Raw genomic sequence first — 22,242 nt, 5'->3', positions numbered from 1 at the left:
GGACCCTGGGCGGGTACTGTCAGCGGCGCCGCCGCGCCTGCGCGACCAGCCGGCTGAACGCCAGGACAAACACCGCCTCGATCAGCACCATCAGCCCGAGCAGCAGCCACTGGCTTTCGCCGATGAAGACGATGGCGCCGATCACCACCAGAATGGTTCCCAGGGTCAGGGCATAGACGGCGAAGCCGATGGCCACTTTCGCGCTGCGGACTCCCGTGCGGAAGCCGAAGCCCACGGGTTCGCCCCCGGGGTGGCCCGCCACCCGGTCAGGTCCCCCCGGTTTGAGCCGGTCGAACTCATCCCACGGGTCGCGGTCCTGGTCCTGTTCGGTCATGCTTCCATTATCCCGCGGACACGGCGGTTCAGGGGTCCGGACAGCGTGCGGTCACATTCCCCGCGGCCCGCGCGTCAGATAGTCAGCGGCGCTAGGCGGCGCGGACGTCGATTTCGCCCGGAGCCGCGCCGTCAGCGCCGAACACCAGGTGGCGGTTGGCGATTTTTTCGCTGAAGAAGCGGTCGTGGCTGACCACGACGACGGCGCCGGGAAAGTGCACCAGCGCGCGTTCCATGACCTGGGTGCTGGACATGTCCAGGTGGTTGGTGGGCTCATCCAGCAGCAGGACCGAGGCGCCGGACAGGAGGCATTGCGCCATGGCGACGCGCGCCTTTTGCCCGCCGGAGAGGTTCCCGATTTTCTGCTTGAGGTCCGCCTCGGAGAACTGGAACATCGCCAGGAACCGGTTGACGGACTTCTTCGTGGCGCTGAACGCCAGACTGTCGGGCAGCGCGTTGACGGCGTGCGACACAGTGTCGGCGTCGTCGAGGTCCTCGAGCATCTGGTTGTAGGAGACAAAACCCGGTCCCTTGGCCCAGGCCACCTCGCCGGAGTCGGCGCGCTCCTCGCCGGTCAGCACCTTCAGGAGCGTGGACTTGCCGCTGCCGTTGGAGCCGAGGACCACGATCCGGTTGCCCCGGCGGATTTCGAAGCTCAGGCCGTCGAAGAGCAGCTTCTCCCCGTAGGACTTGCCCAGTCCCTCCACCCGGCAGAGCACGTCCTTGACGTGCAGGCCGCCGTAGATCTCGGTGACGATCTGGTCGACCGGCCGGGGTGTGCGGGCCTTCTTGATTTTTGCCAGCTGGTTCCCCAGCCCGCTGCTGGCTGCCTTGGCCGCCTCGCGGCGGTCGGCGATCCCTTCGGCTTCGAAGGCCAGAAGCTCGGATTCGTGCACGAACTGCTGCTCCAGGGTCTTGAGGCGGAACTGTTTCTGCACGACGTACTCGCCGAAGTTGCCCGGGTATTCGTGCAGGTGGAAGTTTTCCACCTCGATGATCCGGGTGACGACGGCGTCGAGGAATTTCCGGTCGTGCGAGACGATGATCGCGGCACCCTTGAAGTCCCGGAACCAGCATTCGAGCCATTCGACGCCGGCCACGTCGAGGAAGTTGGTGGGCTCGTCGAGGAGCAGCACGTCGGGGCCTTCGAGCAGGATCTTGGCCAGGGCCGCACGGTTGCGCCAGCCGCCGGACAATTCGTCGATCGCGCAGTTGCGGTGGGCCTCGTCGAAGCCCAGCGTGGTGAGGACAGTGTCGATGCGCCGCGGGTAGTCCCAGCCGTCGAGGCGTTCCATGTCCTCGAACAGCTCGGCCTGGCGGCTGATGAGGCGGTCGAGTTCGGTGTCAGCAGGGCCAGTTGCGATGGTGGCGTCGATGGCGGCCAGCTCAGCTTCAACCGCCTTGATCTCGGTAAACAGTGCATCGAGCACGTCACTGATCGTCGCTTCCCCGTTAAGTTCCGAGAACTGGGAGAAATAGCCCACCTTGGTGCCCAGTTCCAGGGTGACCGTGCCGGTATCCGGTGTCACCTGGTCAAGGACCAGTTTGAGGATGGTCGTCTTGCCGGAGCCGTTCTTGCCGATCAGGCCCACCCGGTCGCCGGTCTCGAGGCGGAAGAACGCTTCCCGGAGAATCTGGGTGTTGTCGAAGCGCACGCTGACGTCTTGCAGCCGGATCAGGCTCATGGGTATTTCACTTTCGGTTTGGGTCTGAACGGCAGGGCACACGGCGGAGCATGGCACTAACGGGTTGCGAGCCGCCAGAGCGAGGTGACCTCGGCCGCGCGGGCCTCGAATAGAGGATCGTTGCGGTCGGATGCCTTGGGGTGGGTTGGCTTGGTGTCGGACCGCTCCAGCACCTTCAGCCCGGCCGCCTCGATGGCGCCCAGCAGGTCGCCACGGGACCGCAGACCGAGGTGCTCGGCCAGGTCCGAGAGGACGAGCCACCCCTCACCGCCCGGCTCCAGATGGTCGGAGAGCTCGTTCAGGAAACGGAACAGCATACGGCTGCCGGGATCGTACACGGCATTGTCCAGGGAGGAATGCGGCGTGGCCGGAATCCACGGCGGGTTGCAGACGATGAGCGGCGCCCGGCCGGGCGGGAACATGTCGGTCAGGACAGCCTCCGCACGGTCCTGGACGCCCAGGTTCCGGAAGTTTTCGCCGGCGCAGGCAATCGCGCGGGGTTCGTTGTCCGTCGCCACCACACGGTGTACGCCACGGCGGGCGAGCACGGCAGCGAGCACCCCGGTGCCGGTCCCGACGTCGAACGCCAGCCTGTCGGAGGGCAGCGGGGCGGCTGACACCAGATCAACGTACTCGCTACGGGTCGGAAAAAATGTGCCGTAGTGCGGATGGATGCGGCCCTGCAGGGCCTCAACGAAGACACCGTTTTTGCGCCACTCGTGCGCGCCGATGGCCCCGACAAGCTCATGGAGCGACACCACCGAGGACTCGCTGATGTCCCCGTACGCCTCCTTGGCGGCGGCCTGGATGTCCGGGGCGCGCCGCAGCGGCACCACCGGTCCCGGATCAAGCGGAATCAGCAGCAGGCCGAGAATGCGTGCGCGGTGGGAGCGGGACTGTCGGTGCCGGTAGAACTCATCGGCCGGGGCGTCAGCGGCCTTTTTCTTCCCGGCGCCCACCCGCCGGTCCAGGGCGTTGAGGATCTGCCGCGCATTGTGGAAGTCACCGTGCCAGAGCATCGCGATGCCTTGGGACGCCATCCTGTTCGCCTCGTCCGCCGTGAGGGAGTCGGTGACCACTTCGACGCGGGCGGGCGCTGGTCGTTCGTTCGCCGATCGCCAGCGGGCGGTCCTGCTGTGGCCACCCTCTTCCCACGTCACGACGGCAGGCTCATTCACCGAGGCTGCCTGCGGGGACGTGCGGGCGGTCGTCGGGATTGCCAGGGGGCGGTCGGGTACGGCGGTTGCGATATAAGTTCCAATCCCAGCGTCCGAGGGGCGGATCGGAGACTGACGTTTGCGGCGGGACGCACTTTCTCAGGATACAGGCGAGCTTGCTGTCACTGGACGATGCGGCTGCGCACGATCTCGCTGACGGCCTTGCCGTCGAAGCGCCCGGCGACCTTGGCGGTCACAGGCTTCATCACCGCGCCGAGCTGCCGCATGGTCAGTTCGGTGCCATCGGCGGTGAGGCCACCGATCACCTCGTCGACGATCGCCTCCACCTCGGCTGCGGTCAGGGCCTTCGGAAGATAGGCCTCGATGATCTCGGCTTCGGCGATTTCCGCCGACGCCCGCCCGGACTCCCCCGCCTCGGTGTAGATGCGGGCGGTGTCGCGGCGCTTCGCCGCTTCCTTTTGCAGCAGGGACGTCACCTGGGCGTCGTCCAGCACGATCGGGGTCTTGCCGGACTTCTCGCGGGTTTCGATTTCGCCCAGGACGTTGCGCACCGTGGTGAGCGCGACCTTGTTGCGGTCCTTCATGTGGCCAACGACGTCGGCGTGCAGGCGTTCTTTCAGGGTGGTCATGATTCTCCTCGTCTCACTGGACAGGATATCGGGCTGAGCGGAGTCACCAGCCCAATCAGAGGCCGCTGCGCCCAACCCACAGCCCATGCAGCAGCGGAACCACCGACACGATCATCAGCACACTGCCGAGCACCGTGTCGTCCGCCCGGACCACAGAACCTGCGATGAGCAGGGCGCCGAAGACCAGCGCCGATGCCGATCGTTGCGCCGTGCGGTCAAGCCGCGCCACCTGCCGCTCGAGACGCGGATTGGCAACGGACAGGGAACCGTCCTCGAGTCGGGTGAGAAGCCCATCCAGACGGTTCGGCAAACCCAGCGCCAGCCCGGCGGCATCGAACGCCTGCTGGGCCACGTCCTGCACGATGTTGCCACGCTCGTCGCGCAGCAGCTGCGCCGCATAGGGTTCGACCGAGTCCCATAAGTTAAACCGGGCGTCCAGCGTGCTGCACACACCCGATGTCAGTGACATCGCCCGGATGATGAGCAGAAAGTTCTCCGGCAACTGGAACGGCAACGAGCGCACCACGTCACCAAACTCCACCGCAAAATCCAGGAACTCCCGCGGGTCCACCTCGCGAAGCTCGGCGAAGCCCATCCCGCCAAAGCGGGCGAACACGTGCGTCAGCGCCCGCTCAAGCTCGACCGTGTCGGCCGAGGGCACCAGCACACCCACGTCGCTGATCGCGGTCATCAACCCCTTACCATCACGCGAAGCGGCCGCGATGAGCAGCTTCCGCAGGCCGCTGCGCGTACTCGCCGGAACCTCGCCCATCATGCCGAAGTCGATGAACGTCAGCTTCCAGGGACGATCTGTGGACGAACCGGTACCCGGAGTGACAAAGATATTGCCCGGGTGCGGATCAGCGTGGAAAAAGCCGTTCGTGAACATCTGGTCGAACATGACCGATGCGAAAACCGGCGCAACCTGGGCCGGATCGATGCCCGCCGCGAGAAGTGCCTCCGCGTCCGTGATTTTGATCGCCGTGACATCTTCGAGGGTTAGCACCCGGCGGGTGCTCCGCTCCCAGACGACGTCGGGCACACCCACCCGGTCGTCGTCGGCGAAATCAACAGCGAACCGCACCGAATTGGCCGCCTCGTTCGCGTAGTCGATCTCCTCAAGACTGGTCTGCGCAAACTCCTCGACCAGGGCGGGCATGTCGGCGCGGTCGGACACCAGGCGCACGTGGCTGAGCCAGCCGCCCACTTTGCGCAGTGCCGCCAGGTCGACGTCGACAATGGCGTCGATGCCCGGCCGCTGTACCTTCAGCACCACACTGTCGAGCCCGGTGTCGGCGGCATCGCCAGGAAGAAGCCTCGCCCGGTGCGCCTGCCCGAGGGACGCTGCTGCGATCGGCGTCTCCTCAACCGAGGCGAATAACTGCTCCAGCGGCGCGCCCAGCTCAGCTTCAGCGAGGGTGCGGATCGCGGAGAACGAGACCGGGGGCACCTCGTCCTGCAGTCCCTCGAGTTCCTTGGTGATTTCGGGCGGAAGCACGTCGAGCCTGGAGGACAGGAACTGACCGACTTTGATCATGAGACCGCCAAGGTCCACCGCGAGCACATGAAAGCGCTGCGCGAAGCGATGCATCCTCTTCGTCCTGGTGCGCTCGGCAATCCTGGCTAGCCCGATGCGGGGGAGGAACAGCTCAAACCACCACGTCACCGCGAGATGCCAGGCGGCGAAGCGCAGGATGCGACGGTAACGGGCACGGGTGTCCCCGGCGCCGGGTACCGGATCTGCCCGGTCCCGACGAACCGACGTCACCCCCGTCAGTCCCGGGCGAGGATCGAGTACAGCCGGCGACGTGCGTCGTCGAGCACCGCCACGGCCTCCTGCACTTGCTCGCGCGAGCCGGTGCGGCCCACCTGGGACGCGGCCTGCGCGAGCTCGACGCCCGCCTTGGGGAGCGCCGCGAACCCGGTGCCCGACGCCGGCCCCATTGGCTCCCATGGCGCAGACGCATCGGCACCCGCTACATCCTCGCGGCCTGCTTCCGTGAGCGAGTAGATCTTGCGGCCGTTGGATTCCTCGGCACTGATGAATCCCTCATCGGCCAGCAGCTGCAGCGTTGGGTAGACAGAGCCGGCGCTGGGCTTCCAGCTGCCGCCGCTGCGCTCCTCGATTTCACGGATGATCTGGTAGCCGTGCATCGGCCTCTCCGCGAGCAGTGCCAGTACTGCCGACCGCACCTCGCCCCGACCCGCGCGGGTGCCCGAGCGCTTCTCAAACATTGACCGCAACTCCTCCACGGCCTGCCACATGCCGTCGACGTTGCTGCCGCGGAATCCGCCTGCCGGGTATGAACTACGCATCATGTTCTCCTCTGTCAAACCGCGAACGATATACAACGATAGTCAACGATACATCCCCGACACTCACGACGAATAGTGCGGGAAGACGGTGGAACACCGGCGCCAACACGGGAATCGCCGCAACGCCGTCGACCGCGAAACCGATCGGACTTGATCCTTCGCGACGACTGGTCACGAGTTTGCCTCAGGGTTAGCCTGGGCAGGCAATCCTGCCTGCTGATGTGCCTCCAGGCACTCAAAGGTTCAATAACCCTTGAAATTTGTGGAGCTAAGGAGATTCGAACTCCTGACCTCTTCGATGCGAACGAAGCGCTCTACCAACTGAGCTATAGCCCCGAAGCAACGCCGGTCCCGAAGGAACGGCGTTGCCGGTGTCCCTAGGCTACAAACTATCCGCGTTCTTTGCCAGCCAGCCGCCGAAAGTCTCACCGGCGTGGCGTTCCTCCGGCACCAAATTCATCCCCGCGCGCAGGTATTTTCCCATCGCGCCGGGCAGCGGGAACCGCACAAATCGTCCGCGGGAGCCGGTAGACGCCTTCCATTGCCGGGCGAACTCCGCCATCCCCTGGATCTCGGGGCCGCCGATGGTCCTGACACTGTGCCGTCGGCCCGTTGCTGGTTTCAGGGCCTCCTCGAGCAGGGCCGCCGCCACATCGGCGGGCGCAATCGGCTGGAAGCGGGCACCTTTGACCACGGGGATGATCCGCAGTTTGGATCCCGCCGCGAAGACTGCCGCGAGGAGGGAATGGAACTGCGTCGCCCGGAGCGCGACGGTCTCCGGTCCGGACCGCTCGTAGATCTGCTCCTTCGCTGCCTTCGAGGCGTAGTAGCCGAAGCTGCTGCGGTCGCAATTGACGACGGAGAGAACCACGGCCCTTCCTACGCCGGCATCCTGGGCGGCGGCAAGCAGCCGGGCGCCGCCGTCGGCGAAGTCTTTCAGGGCCCGCCCGGAGCGCCCCTCCAGGCAGTCGATCACGACGTCGGCCCCGGCCAGCGCCGCTGCCAGCCCCTCGCCGGAGGTGACGTCGGCTGCGAAGTACTCCGCCCCGTCCGTCCGGAGCGGGGCCCCGGGGGGAGGCGGATTCCGGCTGAGGACGGCAACCCCGTGCCCGGCCGCGACGGCCTGCCGTACGACCTCGCGGCCCACCTGGCCGGTTCCCCCGGCAACGCAAATTCGTGTCATGCCTTGAGGCTATAGGCCCGTGCCTGATTCCCGGCCGTTTGGACCTGCGGGTTATGTGATCAGCCGGGCACAAAACAGCCCCGGGTGGCCGTTGCTGGCTGCCCGGGGCTGGTAGAAAGAGGCTCAGGCCCGGCGTCGCTGCAGGACATCGTCCAGGTTGCTCAGGGCACTCTGGGCCTTGCCCAGTGGCTTCTGCCCGGCGTCAGCATCGAGGCTGCCGGCCGGCGTCTGCGGAAGGCCCTGCTTCAGCGACGGTTTTCCGACTGCCTTCGGGGCTTCCGGCAGGTCGAGCGGCTCCGGGGCGGCCCGCTCGGCTTTCGGCGCCTCCACATAGGTGGGCTTGGGGACCTCCACCGGCTCCCAGCTGGATCCTTCGGCCGTCGGGGCATCCTCGGCGCCACGGACGGAGGTGTCGCCCGAGGCCAGAGCTTCCGCCAGCGCCGCCTGGCGGAGTTCCTGGCCGGTCAGGGGCTTCGCGGCCGGTTTCCGTTCTGCGGTGTCGGCCTGGGCGTCAAAGAGCGGGCTCTCCGGCCGTTCGCGGGGCTCGCCCGACGGCTCCCGCAGCGGGGCGCGTTCCGGGGCGCGTACGGCCCCGTGGGCGGGTGCGCTCATGGCCGCGCGAAACGCGGCATTCACTTTCCGGCGTCGGTCCCTGACCGCGAGCCACCGGAGCATAAAGACCGCGGCCACGGCGCCGAACAACCCAAGGAAAGGCAGCCAGGGTGAGCCAAGGCCGAAGAGGCGCAGGGCAGCCGAGACGACGCCGGTGAGCAGCGAGAGTAAGCCGCCCAGGGCGAGGGCCAGCCGGCCATAGCGGATTCTGAACGCCGGGCCGGTGGCTGAAGTCTTGGGGCCGCCGTCGAACCCGGTTGTTCCCGGGACGGACTCGGTGCGCTGGGTGCTGGTCATGGGTTTCTCCTGCTGGGCCGTCATCTTCATGACGTTCCCGGCTTGGGGGGCTGCTGTTTCAAGATCGATCATGTCTGCCGCAAGCTCGCCCGCAGGCTGCAGCTGGTGGCGTCCGTTCCGGAGCATGTAGGGGGCAACCCACACAATCCAGAGCGCAACAGCAATGACAAGGATCACAGAGCTGCTAAGAGGGAAGTCCACATCAAAACCGTATGAGTAATGCGGGGTGCGGGACCGCATTGTCCCCGGTGTGTCGCGGGGGAACTGTCAAATGACTGGATTGATGACGTAAGCGCTGGTCAGAAAGGGTCTGCCGGCTACGCCGGACGGCTCTGCTGCCAGCGCGACAGGAGCCCCTCCGGCACTTCCTCGGACGTCAGTGCGAAGCTCCGATGATCAGCCCATCCACCGTTGATGTGCAGAAACCGCGGCCGGTAGCCCTCGTCACGGAAGCCGAGCTTCTCGACCACCCGGAGGCTGGGCCCGTTTTCGGGCCGGATGTTGATTTCCATCCGGTGCAGCCCCAGGTTCTGGAAGCAATAGTCCGTCACCAAAGCCACGGCGGTCGGGGCAAAGCCGTGCCCGGCCCGGTCCTTGTCCACCCAGTAGCCGAGTGTGGCCATCATCGCTGAGCCCCACACGATGGAGGAGACCGTCAGCTGTCCCACAATGACAGGATCCCGGAAACCCGGGGTCCGCTCGGTGATCAGAAACGGCAGGGCCGTAGCCTGGCCGGCCTGCGCCTTGAGGGACCGCACCATGTGGCGGTAGTCGGGAAGGCCACCCCCGGGGACAGGGTTGGACGCTTCCCAGGGGGCCAGCCACTCGCTGTTGCGTGAACGGACCTCGGACCATTCCTTGCGGTCCCGGTACCGGATCGGGCGCAGCACGAGGTCGCCGGTTTCGAGCGTCACCGGCCAGTGGAAGCTGCCCCCCACGGAAGCTACTTGGTCAGGCTGGGGGCCAGGCTCGAGGCGAAGCCCGGCAGCCATTCCCGCAGGCCGGGACCCAGATCGTCACTGTCGCAGGCCAACTGGACGCAGGCCTTGAGGTAGCTGAGTTTATCGCCGGTGTCGTAGCGGCGGCCGCGGAAGACCACGCCGTACACGCCGTAGCCTTCGCCGTCGCCGGAGGCGAGCTCCTGGAGCGCGTCGGTGAGCTGGATTTCGCCGCCGCGGCCGGGCGCGGTGCGTTCCAGCACCTCGAAGACTGCCGGGTGGAGGACGTAGCGGCCAATAATGGCCAGGTTTGACGGGGCGTCCTTGACGTCAGGCTTCTCGACCAGGTGCTTGATCTGGACGTACTCTTCGCCACCGATCGGCTGGACGTCGGCGCAGCCGTAGGCGCTGATCTCGGACGGCTCAACTTCGATCAGTGCGACCACCGATCCGCCGGTCTTCGCCTGGACCTCGATCATGGTGCTGAGAAGTTCGTCGCGGGCGTCAATCAGGTCATCGCCCAGCAGGACCGCGAACGGCTCGTAACCCACGTGCTGCTTTGCACGGAGTACGGCGTGGCCCAGGCCCATCGGATCGCCCTGCCGGACGTAGTGGATGTCCCCAAGATTGCTGGCAGCCTGAATGGACTCGAGCTTGGCGGTGTCCCCCTTGGCTTCAAGGGTGGCTTCCAGCGCGGGGACGCGGTCGAAGTGATCCTCAAGCGCGCGCTTGTTACGGCCGGTGATCATCAGGATGTCGCTCAGGCCGACTTTGACAGCTTCCTCGACGACGTACTGGATGGCCGGCTTATCAACGACGGGCAGCATTTCCTTGGGCATGGCCTTGGTGGCCGGAAGGAACCTGGTGCCGAGGCCGGCTGCGGGGATGACGGCCTTGCGGACGGGAGCGTTGGGTGTAGTCACTGGTCTAATCTAACGGAGGGACCAATCATTGGGTAATCATTCGGGCCGCCGGGAGAAGCGCTGTTTGCCGGGCTGCATCACGCGGAGGGGAACACGGGTATGCCGTCGAAGGAAGAGATCCGGGCCAGCCACCGCGCCGCGCGTGCCGCGCTGACACCGGCCGGACTGGAAAACGCCGGGGAGGGCATTGCCCGCCACGGACTTGCCTGGGCCACCGCTCTGACCGGGGGCGGCCAGGGCACTTTTGCCGCCTATCTGGGCGTGGGTTTCGAACCCCCGACCCTTCCCCTGCTGGCAGCGCTGCATGGGGCCGGGCACCAGGTGCTGCTTCCGGTCTGCGAGCCGGGCCGGGCGCTGAGCTGGGTGTACTGGACACCGGCATCCAAATTTGTCCGGAGCAGCTACGCGCCGATCCGGGAACCAGCGGGCGAACGCCACGACAGCACCGTCATGCGGCACACCGACGGCATCTTCCTGCCGGCCACGGCGGTCGACTTCGCCGGCAACCGGATCGGCCAGGGCGGCGGCTACTACGACAAGTTCCTGGCCGCGCTGACCGCGGTCCTCCCGTCGGGAACCCCGGCATCCGACGGCGCGATGTTGCCGCCAGTGCCGACCGCCGCCGTCGTGTACGCCGGCGAGGTCCTGCCGGCCGGCAGCATCCCGGCTGAGCCTTTCGACCGGAAGGTGGCCGCCGCCCTCACCCCGGCGGGCCTGCTCCGGCTGCAGCCCCAGTAGCTCACAAATGGACGCCAGGCCGGGGTGATAGAATTAGCACTCAGGCCCTGCGACTGCTAAGGGACGGATTCGAGCGACGGACATGTCGGCCTCGATCCGCACCGGACAGCACGGGACCTGCTCGCTTGTCCCAGAGGAGGATTTCCAGTGCCCACGTATGCATACGCCTGCAAGGACTGCAGCCACGCCTTCGAGATCGTGCAGTCGTTCACCGACAGTTCCCTCACGTCCTGCCCCGAGTGCCAGGGGACCCTTCGCAAGAAGTTCAACAGCGTCGGCGTCGTCTTCAAGGGTTCCGGCTTCTACCGGACCGACTCCCGCGACGCCAAAGGCAGCACCGTTTCGCCGGCCCCGGCTCCTGCCGCAACTCCGGCGCCTGCCGCCGCTTCCGCAAGCTAGGAACTGCCCGCGGGCTGCGGCCCCGTTCCGGTTCGATGCCTGCCGGGCTTTGTCCACATAGCCCAGGCACCGGCTGCCCGGCATTCGCGCCCCTGCGTAGTGTCGGGCTATGGCGACCGCCCGACCCCTCCCGCCCGTAGGCGTTTCCCCCAGGGTTGTCCTTGGCACCTATTTCCGTGGCTCATGGCGACCTTTATCGGTTCTAGGAAACGGCGGTTCCCCCGGTCGCCGCCCGGCCCGGCCTGGCTCCGCAAGCCCGCCGCGCCGGTCAGGACCCGGTGGACAGCCTCCCCGCAGGTGGCTGGCCCGCAACCGGCGGCTGTGGGTTGCGCTGCTGCTGTGCTTGGCTGCAGGTCTCACGGTCCAACAGTTGACACCGGCCCCGGCCTTTACGGTCTCCGCTTTCGCTGCCGCTCGGGACCTCCCGGCCGGGGAAACGCTCGGCCCGGACGACCTGACGGCGCTGAGCGTCCCGCGCGGGCTGGTGCCCGCCGGCAGCTTTGGCAGCGCCGATTCCCTGCAGGGCAAACAGCTTGCGGTGGCTCTCCGCAAGGGCCAATTGCTATCCGACTCCCAGCTCCTTGGTCCCGGCCTGCTGGCGGGAAGCCCGCCGGGATCTGCCGCCGTGCCGCTCCGAATGGCGGACCCCGCGTCGATCCAGCTGGTCTCCCCCGGGCAACTCGTCAACGTCGTGATGACAACCGGCAACAGCTTCGACCAGCCGGCAGCATCCCAGGTGCTGGCCGCCGCAGTGCCGGTGCTGTGGACCTCGGAACACGGCAGCGGAGCCGGCGAATGGCTGGCCACCGGGGAGACCGACGGTCTCCTGGTCGTTGCCGTCGATGTCGATCAGGCCGGACGCCTCGCCGGTGCATCCACGCAGGGGAAGCTGTTCTTTGTCCTCGTGGCGGCGGCTCCCGGCTAGCGGGTCCTCCCGGCCGGAGCCTGGCCGGAAACCCGGTCCCGGGCTGGGCCGGGCCCAATCCCCCGGGCCCAAGCCCAATCCCCCGGGCCGGGCCGGGGAGCCTAGCCCCAGTGCGGAGGCTTCTGTTCCTCGAGCCAGGCGTCATGGTCGTAGCCGCCCGGCTCGTCGCCCCAGCGCCTGGGATCGTCTTCAGCGGCCTTATTCGGCAGCACACCAGCGGGGACCGCCGCCGACGGCGCGGGTTGTGTCGCCTCGGCCCTGATGCTGTCCCGGTTTTCGCCGCCGTTTTGGACGTCGCCACCGTTCCGGACATCGCCATGGTTCTGGGTATCGCCGTCCGCAGTCATCCCGCCTGCCTCCTTACTGCCCTGATCTGTTCTGTACTCCTGCCCGCTGTCCGGCCGTCCGGACGAGGCCCGCCGCTCCGAGGCTTGCGCTTCGTTGACGGCCATATTCTCGACGTCGTCGTCGAAGAATCCCGGCGAGGTCTGTTTCCGGTGCGTCACGGCCGGCCTTTCCAGGCCCAGGTATCCGCCGATGCGGTCGGCGCAGGCCGAAGGGTCGGTGAACACCTCTATGGTCCATAGTGGCATGTAACGCCAGCCGAGCCGCTCCAGGAGTTGCGGGCGGAGCCTGCTGCGTTCGCGGACGGTCAGCCGGCGGTACTGCTCGGTTCCGTCGGACTCAATCGCCACCGGCCGGGGAATCTCCGCGTCGTCCTGTCCGAGGGTGTCCAGCGGATCGGCCGCGGCCACCATGTTCAGGGCGCCATCGTACTGGTGCCAGACCCTGGCACCGCGGGCCCGCAGGCGGTCGCCGAGGTCGGCCACGAGGGGGTCTGCTCCCAGGGCTTGTTCGCTGGCGGCTGCCCGCGATGCCGGGCTGCCCAGATCGGAGTTGCCCGCGATTTCACGGTCCAGCAACTCGTAGAAGTCGACCGCGCCGTGGCTCAGCCGGGTCACGTCGAGATCCTCGGGACGGAAGCAGCTCAGCACGTGCAGCGACCGTCGCGCCCTTGTCATGGCGAGGGCGAACTTGGCCCGTCCGCCGTCCAGGGACAGCGGGCCCAGGCTGTGGAGAGCCCGCCCATGCGGGGTGCGTCCATACCCCGGCGAGAAGATCACATGATCGCGGACCAGGCCCTGGGCGCGTTCCAGGTCAACCACCCGGAAGGATTCGTCGCCGGCGGTGAAGAAACTGGCCAGCAGCGGGTAATTGGGCAGCTGCAACCGGATGGACTCGCCGATCCGGGCGGCGTGCCTGAGGCTGCCGGTGACGACAGCCAGCGAGGTCCGCGGCCGCAGCCGTGCGTGTTCGAAGACGAGCTCCACCGCACGGTTGACCTCGGCCACGACGGATTCGACACCGTCCTGGTCCGCGCTGGGCAGTCCCGTGCCGTCCGGCAGGTATTCCACCGTCAAGGCGCGGTCCAGCCCGGTGGCGGACTGGCCTTCCGGCAACCGGCGCAGTCCGCCGTCGTAGAAGCCCTTGCTGAGTTGCCGCACGAGGTCTTCATCAACGGCCCGGTAGACGGTGCGCAGGCTCCAGGTGGGCAACACGTTCGCCAGAGCCTGGTAAGCGCTCTCCACACCCTGGTGGGAGCTCTCGCCGGCGGCAAGCCGCTCAACGCTGACGGTGAAGGTCCGCGGGCTGGCGATCCGGTCGTCACCGAAGGCGATGACCTGTTTGGACCGGGCGATGGCCGGCAGGACAGCCTGCAGCGACGTCGCCTCGGCGTCGAGGATGACAACGGCGTCGAACCTCTGCTCCACGGGCAGGACCGCCGTCAGGAGATAGGGGCTCACCGACCATACCGGCACCAGCACGGGCAGGAGTTCGGGGGCCTGCCCGGTCAGGGCCGGAAGGGTGACGCGGCCGTCCTTGAGCAGGCTGCGCAGCAGCTCCGCCTGGCGCGGCTGCTCCGCAATGGCTGCCCGCCACCGTTCGGCCAGCTGCCAGCGCAGCCGGGCCGCACCGCTGGCGATGTGGGCGTTGTCCGCGAGGCGGTACTCGGCTTCGAGCTGACGCAGGGCGTCGCCGTCGGACATGGCCAGGTAGTCGTCCCCGCTGATCATGGCTTCCAGCGCCGACTGCCACCACGCGAGCTCGAGCTCCGTGGCGACCGATTCGGCCGGCACCTCACGGTCAGCCAGGTCGGCGAGCAGTTCGCCGAGACCGTGCTCGCGCATGTTCTCGACCAGGAGCGTCCGCTCCGGCAGCGTCTCGAGCGTCCCGGTGTCGGCAACCAACCGTTCCAGTCGTTCCATGAGTTCTTCGTAGGGGGTGGCGTGCAATTCGCCGCCCGCGGCAGTGTGCCTGACGGCCTGGCCCAGCTCGGCCAGCTCGGTTTCCAGCTCGCGGTACAGGGCGATGATCTCCCCGAGGCCGGACGGGACTGCGGGGTGGCGCTGCGTTGTGGCGTAGCCGGACCACGCGGCCCGCTGCTCCTGGACGAGGACCAGCGAGCTGTGCAGGTCCGCGATGTGGACGCCCGGGCGGACGTATTCCTTCGCCACCCGGCGCAGGCGGGAACGCTGCATGGACGGCATCTCGATGTTCCGTTCTCGCCGCCAGGAGGAGGCTGCGGTGGCGGAGATGAGGTCGTGGACCGGACGGTCGAAAATATCCGGGGTGAATTTGTCGAGGCTCTCGCGGACCGCGACGAGAAGCTCAACCTGGTCGCCCCACTCGGCAAAGGTGCGGCCAAGGCGGATCTCGGCATGATCGGCGACGCCGTTCATCAGTTCGCGCAGTTCCGGCAGCTTGCCGGCCACCGAGCGGGCCACCTGCTGGGCTTCCTGGGTTTCCTTGCGGGTCAGGAGGCGGGCGCCGTGCCAGGGGCTTGCCGTCGAGGACCGGCTGAAGCTGCCCAGTTCGGCGGCGCGGTGGAGCCGCCCGGCGAGTTCCTCCCGGTCGCGGATGTTGTCCAGGACGCTGCGCTTGAGCCGGACGGTGGTGGCCGGGGCCGGCTGGAGCGAGGTCAGTTCGGCCAGCGACTGCATGGCCTCGTAGGGCGAGCAGCCCCAGCGTTGGCGGACGTTGTGCAGCGAGGCGACGTGGTCCCGAAGGGCGTGACGGTGCTCGATCAGGGTGGTGTGCAGGTTGCTGAGCTGGGGCTCGAGGGATTTTTCGTTGCGCATGATGGCCCGGACCAGCTGACCCTTGAGCTGCAGCGGGGTGGTGTTGCCGGCGAGCTGGAACAGGGTGGAGTCCAGCCCCAGCGTGTCCAGTTCTGCGGAAATCTCGCCCAGGCTGGCGCGCCGGTCCCCCACCACCAGGACGGTCTTCCCCTGATCGACGAGGGCGCCGATGGTGTTGATGGCTGTCTGGGTCTGGCCGGTGCCCGGCGGGCTGCTGACCACGAGCGAGTCTCCGGCCCGGACGGCGTCGATGACGTACTGCTGGTCGTTGTCGGCGTCGAGCAGCAGCAGTTCCTCGGCGGGATCCCGCTCATCGGTGCTCGGGAAGCGCCCGGCCTTGAGTTCGGGAACCTCCGCCGCCCCGCCGGCTGCGGCGCGCCCAAGCGCCGCCACGAGGGGATGGTTCTCGTTGATCCAGGGATCCGCGAGGCTCCCGGACAGGTCCGCGAACGTGGAGACCAGGAGGTTGTGCTCGACCTCGGCGCCGTGGATGGGCTGGATGAGCGTGCCCAGGCGGTCGAGGACCGGCTGGGGATCAAACCGGGCGGTGCTGTACGCCATGCGGGTGACGGCGTTGACGTCGAAGACAATCCCGTGGATGGTCTTCAGGTGACGGATCAGGGCCGGGTTGATTTTGGCCTGTTCGGTCAGTTGCAGTTCGTAGTCGTCCTCGCCCGGGCGCACGGTGAGGGAGATGGAGGCCAGCATGACCGGGGCAGAGACACGCTGCGGTTTTCCACCAACGGCGGACGTCCAGACCACCGTGCCCGCCGAGAAGTAGCCCGCGTCGATGCCGCGGTCATTGGCGAGTTCGAAAATCTTGGACCGCAGATTGCGCGAAGCCCTCGCGGCGACGACGTACTGCTGGTGGTCCCGGATCAGGGTGGAGAGCCGGGTGCGCCGGCCGGCCATCAGCTGCGCCAGTCCGGACGGGTGCGCGTGGGTCAGGTCAATGGACCCCTCGGGCGTCTTGGTGAAGCGCAGCATGGTGTCTGCTCCGGTGACGGGTTTGAGCCCAGACAGCCATTTCCTGAGCTCTTCGGAGCCCTCGGGGTGGCCTTGACCAACTGACACTGCTGCCTTCTTTTCTGTGCTCGCGTTTACTGTGCTCACGTTTTCCGTGCTCGCGCGGGACGTCCTGAACAATACCGGCATGCATTCGAGGGTAGCCCGAATCCGGCGCCGGTGAGGCTCCGCAACACTGGCGGAACACAAATTCGACCGAATTCACCGGATCCCCCGTCCCCGCCAAATGCGGCCGGCGGACTCCCGTCCGGGCCGACCCGGACAGACGGGAAATGGCCGGTCTCCCCAGGAGACCGGCCATTCGATCAGCCCGTTACCGGGCTACTCCCACTCAATGGTTCCCGGCGGCTTGCTGGTCACGTCGAGTACGACGCGGTTGACGCCGTCCACTTCGTTGGTGATGCGGTTGGAGATCCTGGCCAGCAGATCGTAGGGCAGCCGCGACCAGTCCGCCGTCATGGCGTCCTCGGAGGAGACGGGGCGCAGCACGATCGGGTGTCCGTAGGTGCGGCCGTCGCCCTGGACGCCGACGCTGCGGACATCGGCCAGCAGGACGACCGGCATCTGCCAGACTTCGTTGTCGAGTCCGGCAGCGGTCAGTTCGGCCCGCGCGATCGCGTCTGCCTTGCGCAGCAGGTCCAGCCGCTCCTTGGTGACTTCACCGACGATGCGGATGCCGAGGCCCGGGCCCGGGAACGGCTGGCGGCCCACGATTTCCTGCGGCAGGCCCAGCTGGGCACCGACGGCGCGGACCTCGTCCTTGAACAGGGCGCGCAGCGGTTCAACGAGTTCGAACTGCAGGTCTTCCGGCAGTCCGCCCACGTTGTGGTGGCTCTTGATGTTCGCCGCGCCTTCGCCGCCGCCGGATTCAACGACGTCGGGGTACAGGGTGCCCTGCACGAGGAACTTGATCTTCTCGCCGTGCGCGGCCGCCTCGGCGATGATCGCCAGCTCGGCTTCCTCGAAGGCGCGGATGAATTCGCGGCCGATGATCTTGCGCTTGGTCTCCGGGTCGCTGACCCCGGCCAGGGCCGACTGGAAGCGATCCTGCTCGTTGGCGACGTAGAGCTTGACGCCGGTGGCGGCCACGAAGTCGCGTTCGACCTGTTCGGCTTCGCCTTCGCGCAGCAGTCCGTGGTCCACGAACACACAGGTCAGCTGGTCGCCAACCGCTCGCTGGACCAGGGCGGCGGCGACGGCGGAGTCAACGCCGCCGGACAGGCCGCAAATGACCCGGGCGTCCCCGATCTGCTTGCGGATGCGGTCGACCTGCTCCTCAAGGATGTTGCCGGTGGTCCAGTTCGGTTCCAGCTTCGCGCCCTTGAACAGGAAGTTCTCGAGGACCTGCTGGCCGTACGCCGAGTGCTTCACCTCGGGGTGCCACTGCACGCCGTAGAGGCTCTTCTCCTCGTTGGCGAAGGCGGCGACGTCGGCTCCGGCCGTCGTCGCCAGGACCTCGAAGCCTTCGGGAGCCTCGTGGACGGAGTCGCCGTGGCTCATCCAGGTGCTCTGGTGCTGGGGCATGCCCGCCAGGATGGAGCGGCCCTCGCCGATGGTGGTGGTTTCGGTGGCGCCGTACTCGCGGAGCCCGGTCTGGGCGACCTTACCGCCGAGGGCGTTCGCCATGGCCTGGAAGCCGTAGCAGATGCCGAAGACCGGCACGCCGGCTTCGAACAGGTCCGCCCCGACGCTCGGGGCGCCTTCGGCGTAGACGCTCGCGGGACCGCCCGAGAGGATGATGGCGGCGGGGTTCTTGGCCAGGAGCTGCTCGGTGCTGTAGGTATGCGGAACCACTTCCGAATACACATTCGCTTCCCGGACGCGGCGGGCGATCAGCTGCGCGTACTGGGCACCGTAATCAACAACCAGCACGGGCTTGTGGGACGTCTGGGATGCAGTGGGAGTAGTCACCGTACCAGCCTACTTTGCGGCGCCGTCCGCCCGCACATTGAGAAGCCGGTCCGGGCCCGGGAAAGGCCACCGGGTAAGCGAACTCACACGCCCGGTCCGGGGGCGCCCGGTCCGGTGGCGCCCGGTGCCGGGCCGGGGCGTGCTCAGTAGCGCTGCGGAGCCTGCGGGTTCCCGGCCAGTTCGGCCTCCACCTCGGCGTGGAACTTCTTCTCCACGAAGAAGGACAGGAACGGGACCACGCCGCCGAGCGCCAGGATGATCATCTTCGCGAACGGCCAGCGCATCAGCGACCACAGGCGGAAGTTGGACATGAGGTACACAACGTACATCCAGCCGTGCACAATCAGGACCGCGACGGAGAGATTCACGCCGCCGATGACACCGGGCGGCTCGGCATCGGCGAAGCCGAGGCCGAACGGCTCACCGGTGACGGCGTTGGTTCCGCCCGCGAAGAGGTACTGGCCAAAGGCGTACCGGGCGATCAGTTCGGCGCAGAGCAGCAGCAGCATGGCGCCGGTCATGTACGCGAGCACCTTGTAGAACTTCAACGCCGAGCGGATCTGGGCCTCGGTTCCGCCAAAGCGGCGCTTCTTGCCACGCCCGCTTCCGGGGGCGCTGGACTGCTGCGGCTGGACGGCCGGCTGGGGCTCGATCATGATTGCACTTTCGTTTCGGTGGTGTGCGGTTCGGTGGGGTCCGGTTCGGTGCGCTCCCGCGCCGCGGCTTCATGTTCCTCGTCGAGGGCGTCCTCGAGTCCGCGTCGGTAGTCATCCTTCACGAGGCGCCACCAGATGAAGAGCGCGAAGCCGGCGAACACGACCCACTCCGCGGCGTAGAACAGGTTCAGCCAGTTGACCTTTTCGGCGGGAGGCTGCGGCCCGACGTTCAGCGGCTTGACCTCCCCGCCGGACGCGGCGGCGCCGACGTCGCTGCCGCCGGCGGCTTCGGAGCTCGCAGCGACGAAGCCGGGGTAGCTGCTGACTTCCCAGATGTTGATGAGTTCCGCAACGGAGACGGCGCTGGCCCGGCCGGGGCCCGCGTCGGTCTCGGGCAGCGGGGCTTCGGAGGGCAGCAGCCGTCCGGTCAGTTCAATGGTGCCCGACGGCGGCGCGGGCGCGTCTTCGGGGTCCGCAACCCAGCCCCGGGCCACCGGGATCCAGGTCTGCGGCGAAGCACCGGATCCGGTCAGGACAGGGGCGTCGTTCACGGCCAGGGCCGAAACGATCCAGTAGCCCGTGGCGCCGTCGTTGAGGCGGCCCGGGACGAGAACCTGCTTCTGCGGATCGTAGCTTCCGGTGGCGGTGACGATCTGGTCAGCGACCGAACCGGGAAAGAAATACCCGGGCTGGAGCACCGTGGTGAGGGCTTTGGGTTCCTCGGTCGTGGTGGCGACCGTCACCTCGGGCTGCGTCGAGCGGCCGAACTGCCACTGGCTGAGCAGGACAAACACCCCTGACACGACGATCGCGAAGACCAGGCCTGCGATCCAGCGGGGTTTGAGGGCAGTTTTCAGCACCCCTTAACCGTACTTCGTCCGTGTGTAGAACAACGAAACGGCAAGAGTGGGGCAGCCGGGTCCCTACGTGGCGACGAAGTCGACACGAAAGGGCCTGCCCCTAGAGTGGGGCAGCCGGGTCCCTACGTGGCGACGAAGTCGACACGAAAGGGCCTGCCCCAATCTCAGTGGTCGAAGAAGACCAGGCTGGAGTTGATGAGTTCGGCGATCACTTCGGGGTCGTAGGCGCGGCGGAGCGATTCACGGAACGACTCCTTCGACAATGACCTGGCCAGCGTGGCCAGCACTTCGAGGTGCTCGGAGAAGGAGCTGGCCGGGGTCGCGATCAGGAGAACCACCGTCGCGGGACCGTCGGCGGCGCCGAAGTCGAGCGCTTTGCCGTATTTCGTGATGCCGACGGCAATGGTGGTCCGGGAGACGAACTCGCTGCGGGCGTGGGGCAGGCCGATGCCGCCGGGAAGGCCGGTGGCCAGCTGGTGTTCACGGGCGTTGACGTGCTTGAGGAAGCCCGGAAGATCCGAAATGCGCCCGGCGGCGTGCATCCGTTCCGCCAGCTGGGTCGTGGCGTCGAGTTTGTCGGCGGCGTCCATCTCGAGGATCACCATTTCGGGGGTGGTGAGCTCGGCGTCATACCGGTCCAATGGTTCCGCCAAGAGGTATCCCTTCGAAGTGGCGTCAGGGCGCCGGCAGTCTCGGTCGAGACTGCCGGCGGACGCTGCCGGTCAACGCAGCGGAACGATGTCCTCGACGCCCATCCGTGCTGCGTCAGCGGATTCGTCGTCCGGCTGCTCCTGGCTGAGCCGTTCGGCGTCGACCCTGGCCAGGTAGTGCTTGATCTCGCCCTCGACCTGCGCATCGCTCCAGCCGAGGACTTCTCCCATCAGTTTAGCGACTACCGGTGCGGCGGACACACCGCGGTCCCAGGCCTCGATGGAAATCCGGGTCCGGCGGGTCAGCACGTCCTGCACATGCCGGGCCCCCTCATGGGTGGCGGCGTACACGGCTTCGGCGGCGAGGTAGTCGTCCGCGCCGGGCAGCGGTTCGCCCAGTTCCGGGTTCCCGGTGATGAGCGCCAGTACCTCCGGGGCCATTGAACCGTAGCGGTTGAGCAGGTGCTCGATCCGCGCGACGTGGACTCCGGTCTCTTCGGCCATCCGGTTCCGCTTGTTCCACGTGGCCTTGAATCCGCTGGCGCCGAGCAGCGGGATGGACTCCGTGCAGCTGGGCGGGACACGTTCGTCCATGCTGCGGGTCGCCTCGTCGACGGCGTCCTTGGCCATGACCCGGTAGGTGGTCCATTTGCCGCCGGCCACGACGACGAGCCCGGGCACCGGGTGGGCCACGACGTGCTCGCGGGAAAGTTTGGCGGTGGAGTCGTTTTCGCCGGCCAGCAGCGGGCGGAGCCCGGCGTAGACCCCTTCGACGTCCTCGCGGGTGAGCGGGCGTTTCAGGACCCGGTTCACGTGCTCGAGGATGTAGTCGATGTCCTTGCTGGACGCGGCCGGGTGGGCTTTGTCGAGATGCCAGTCGGTGTCGGTGGTGCCGATGATCCAGTGCCGGCCCCAGGGGATGACGAAGAGGACGGATTTCTCCGTCCGCAGGATCAGTCCCACGGTCGATTGGAAACGGTCCCGTGGCACGACCAGGTGGATGCCCTTGGACGCGCGGACCTTGAGCTGGCCGCGGTCGGTCACCATCGCCTGGGTCTCGTCCGTCCAGACGCCCGTGGCATTGATGACCTGCTTGGCTTTGATGTTGAACGAGGACCCGTCCTCGTGGTTGACCACCTTGGCACCGACGACGCGTTCGCCTTCGCGGAGGAAGGACACCACAGACATCTGGTTCACCGCGTGGGCGCCATAGTAGGCCGCAGTGCGGACCAGGTTGGCGCAATACTTGGCGTCGTCGACCTGTCCGTCGTAGTACCGGATGGAACCGACGAACGCATCGTCCTTGAGGCTCGGCGCTGCCCGGAGGGTCCCCCGCCGGCTCAGGTGTTTGTGGAACGGCACGCCGCGGCGCTGGCCGGTGGAGATGGACATGGCGTCGTACAAGGCGATGCCGGCACCCACGTAGGGCCGTTCCAGGAACGGCTTGGTCAGCGGGTACAGGAAGGGAACGGGCCGGGCGAGGTGCGGTGCGAGGGCCGAGAGAATCAGCCCGCGTTCGTGCAGCGCCTCCTTGACCAGGCCGAAGTCGAGCATCTCCAGGTAGCGGAGGCCGCCGTGGATCAGCTTTGAGGAGCGGGAGGAGGTGCCCGCGGCCCAGTCGTTGGCCTCGACGATGCCGACGCTCAGGCCGCGTGTGATCGCGTCCAGGGCCGCGCCGGTTCCGACGATGCCGCCGCCGACGATGAGGATGTCGAGTTCCTTCCCCGGTTCGGTGGTGCCCCTGAGTACCGCGAGTGAAGCTTCGCGTTCCGCAGGCCCAAGGGCACCGCCGGCCTTGGGAGAACCGCCGGGAAAACTGTTCATGTCACGCCTCCATCCGTCT

General features: G+C 67.4%; 19 protein-coding genes and 1 tRNA gene. 3 read left to right on the top strand and 17 right to left on the bottom strand.

The genetic code is table 11. From position 1 onward, the window contains the following. Positions 1 to 19: 19 nt before the first annotated feature. The 11 genes from ABIB29_RS01705 to galU form a co-directional block, all read right to left on the bottom strand. A complete protein-coding gene (locus tag ABIB29_RS01705; protein WP_354169485.1) occupies positions 20 to 334 on the bottom strand; it encodes a hypothetical protein in 315 nt (104 codons plus the stop codon). A gap of 91 nt (positions 335 to 425) precedes the next feature. Then, the gene (locus ABIB29_RS01700) at positions 426 to 2,018 is read right to left on the bottom strand and encodes an ABC-F family ATP-binding cassette domain-containing protein (RefSeq protein WP_354169483.1); all 1,593 of its coding nucleotides are present in this window, start codon (positions 2,016 to 2,018) and stop codon (positions 426 to 428) included. Positions 2,019 to 2,074: 56 nt separating this feature from the next. Next, complete coding sequence (locus ABIB29_RS01695; protein WP_354169481.1) at positions 2,075 to 3,196, bottom strand: methyltransferase; 1,122 nt, start codon at positions 3,194 to 3,196, stop codon at positions 2,075 to 2,077. 161 nt (positions 3,197 to 3,357) lie between these two features. Continuing rightward, entirely contained in the window at positions 3,358 to 3,825 is a 468-nt protein-coding gene (locus ABIB29_RS01690) for a GatB/YqeY domain-containing protein (RefSeq protein WP_354169479.1), read from the bottom strand. A 55-nt stretch (positions 3,826 to 3,880) separates the two neighbouring features. Further along, positions 3,881 to 5,593: an ABC1 kinase family protein gene (locus ABIB29_RS01685; RefSeq protein ID WP_354169477.1), complete on the bottom strand. Its 1,713-nt coding sequence runs from the start codon at positions 5,591 to 5,593 to the stop codon at positions 3,881 to 3,883. Positions 5,594 to 5,598: 5 nt separating this feature from the next. Next, the gene (locus ABIB29_RS01680) at positions 5,599 to 6,141 is read right to left on the bottom strand and encodes a PadR family transcriptional regulator (protein ID WP_354169475.1); all 543 of its coding nucleotides are present in this window, start codon (positions 6,139 to 6,141) and stop codon (positions 5,599 to 5,601) included. 263 nt (positions 6,142 to 6,404) lie between these two features. Continuing rightward, positions 6,405 to 6,477 (bottom strand) — tRNA-Ala (locus tag ABIB29_RS01675). Between the two features lie 46 nt (positions 6,478 to 6,523). Then, on the bottom strand, positions 6,524 to 7,324 hold the full coding sequence (locus ABIB29_RS01670; RefSeq protein ID WP_354169473.1) for an SDR family oxidoreductase: 801 nt from the start codon (positions 7,322 to 7,324) through the stop codon (positions 6,524 to 6,526). 123 nt (positions 7,325 to 7,447) lie between these two features. Next, positions 7,448 to 8,434, bottom strand: coding sequence for a hypothetical protein (locus tag ABIB29_RS01665; protein ID WP_354169471.1), 987 nt, complete (start codon positions 8,432 to 8,434; stop codon positions 7,448 to 7,450). Between the two features lie 116 nt (positions 8,435 to 8,550). Next, entirely contained in the window at positions 8,551 to 9,171 is a 621-nt protein-coding gene (locus ABIB29_RS01660; protein WP_354169469.1) for a GNAT family N-acetyltransferase, read from the bottom strand. Between the two features lie 5 nt (positions 9,172 to 9,176). Next, entirely contained in the window at positions 9,177 to 10,094 is a 918-nt protein-coding gene (gene galU / locus ABIB29_RS01655) for a UTP--glucose-1-phosphate uridylyltransferase GalU (RefSeq protein WP_354169467.1), read from the bottom strand. A 99-nt stretch (positions 10,095 to 10,193) separates the two neighbouring features. On the opposite strand from galU, the gene ABIB29_RS01650 reads away from it, so the two are divergent. From ABIB29_RS01650 to cpaB, 3 genes are all read left to right on the top strand, one after another. After that, on the top strand, positions 10,194 to 10,832 hold the full coding sequence (locus tag ABIB29_RS01650) for a 5-formyltetrahydrofolate cyclo-ligase (RefSeq protein WP_354169465.1): 639 nt from the start codon (positions 10,194 to 10,196) through the stop codon (positions 10,830 to 10,832). A gap of 147 nt (positions 10,833 to 10,979) precedes the next feature. Further along, the gene (locus tag ABIB29_RS01645) at positions 10,980 to 11,231 is read left to right on the top strand and encodes an FmdB family zinc ribbon protein (RefSeq protein WP_024367438.1); all 252 of its coding nucleotides are present in this window, start codon (positions 10,980 to 10,982) and stop codon (positions 11,229 to 11,231) included. A gap of 370 nt (positions 11,232 to 11,601) precedes the next feature. Further along, positions 11,602 to 12,156: a Flp pilus assembly protein CpaB gene (cpaB, locus tag ABIB29_RS01640; RefSeq protein ID WP_502915533.1), complete on the top strand. Its 555-nt coding sequence runs from the start codon at positions 11,602 to 11,604 to the stop codon at positions 12,154 to 12,156. A gap of 101 nt (positions 12,157 to 12,257) precedes the next feature. On the opposite strand, the gene ABIB29_RS01635 is transcribed toward cpaB, so the two are convergent. From ABIB29_RS01635 to ABIB29_RS01610, 6 genes are all read right to left on the bottom strand, one after another. Next, a complete protein-coding gene (locus ABIB29_RS01635) occupies positions 12,258 to 16,370 on the bottom strand; it encodes an AAA family ATPase (protein WP_354169463.1) in 4,113 nt (1,370 codons plus the stop codon). 273 nt (positions 16,371 to 16,643) lie between these two features. Then, complete coding sequence (gene guaA, locus ABIB29_RS01630; RefSeq protein WP_354169461.1) at positions 16,644 to 18,233, bottom strand: glutamine-hydrolyzing GMP synthase; 1,590 nt, start codon at positions 18,231 to 18,233, stop codon at positions 16,644 to 16,646. A 143-nt stretch (positions 18,234 to 18,376) separates the two neighbouring features. Then, entirely contained in the window at positions 18,377 to 18,889 is a 513-nt protein-coding gene (locus ABIB29_RS01625) for a DUF3817 domain-containing protein (protein ID WP_354169459.1), read from the bottom strand. After that, positions 18,886 to 19,749 (bottom strand): SURF1 family protein, encoded by an 864-nt coding sequence (locus ABIB29_RS01620; protein WP_354169457.1) that lies wholly within the window; start codon positions 19,747 to 19,749, stop codon positions 18,886 to 18,888. Before ABIB29_RS01620 ends, ABIB29_RS01625 begins: the two co-directional genes overlap by 4 nt. 164 nt (positions 19,750 to 19,913) lie before the next feature. Next, a complete protein-coding gene (locus ABIB29_RS01615) occupies positions 19,914 to 20,402 on the bottom strand; it encodes a PTS sugar transporter subunit IIA (RefSeq protein WP_354169456.1) in 489 nt (162 codons plus the stop codon). A gap of 69 nt (positions 20,403 to 20,471) precedes the next feature. After that, positions 20,472 to 22,223 (bottom strand): glycerol-3-phosphate dehydrogenase/oxidase, encoded by a 1,752-nt coding sequence (locus ABIB29_RS01610; protein WP_354169454.1) that lies wholly within the window; start codon positions 22,221 to 22,223, stop codon positions 20,472 to 20,474. Positions 22,224 to 22,242: the final 19 nt, after the last annotated feature.

Origin of the sequence: Arthrobacter sp. UYEF36 (assembly GCF_040547025.1) — a bacterium.
Classification (GTDB): Bacteria; Actinomycetota; Actinomycetes; order Actinomycetales; family Micrococcaceae; genus Arthrobacter.
This window is presented reverse-complemented; position numbering and strand designations above follow the sequence as displayed.

Bases quoted from the DNA above. Each gene is read 5' to 3' on its own strand.
- ABIB29_RS01705 (WP_354169485.1), bottom strand. From the start codon at position 334: ATGACCGAACAGGACCAGGACCGCGACCCGTGGGATGAGTTCGACCGG.
- ABIB29_RS01700 (WP_354169483.1), bottom strand. From the start codon at position 2,018: ATGAGCCTGATCCGGCTGCAAGACGTCAGCGTGCGCTTCGACAACACC.
- ABIB29_RS01690 (WP_354169479.1), bottom strand. From the start codon at position 3,825: ATGACCACCCTGAAAGAACGCCTGCACGCCGACGTCGTTGGCCACATG.
- ABIB29_RS01680 (WP_354169475.1), bottom strand. From the start codon at position 6,141: ATGCGTAGTTCATACCCGGCAGGCGGATTCCGCGGCAGCAACGTCGAC.
- ABIB29_RS01670 (WP_354169473.1), bottom strand. From the start codon at position 7,324: ATGACACGAATTTGCGTTGCCGGGGGAACCGGCCAGGTGGGCCGCGAG.
- ABIB29_RS01650 (WP_354169465.1), top strand. From the start codon at position 10,194: ATGCCGTCGAAGGAAGAGATCCGGGCCAGCCACCGCGCCGCGCGTGCC.
- ABIB29_RS01625 (WP_354169459.1), bottom strand. From the start codon at position 18,889: ATGATCGAGCCCCAGCCGGCCGTCCAGCCGCAGCAGTCCAGCGCCCCC.
- ABIB29_RS01610 (WP_354169454.1), bottom strand. From the start codon at position 22,223: ATGAACAGTTTTCCCGGCGGTTCTCCCAAGGCCGGCGGTGCCCTTGGG.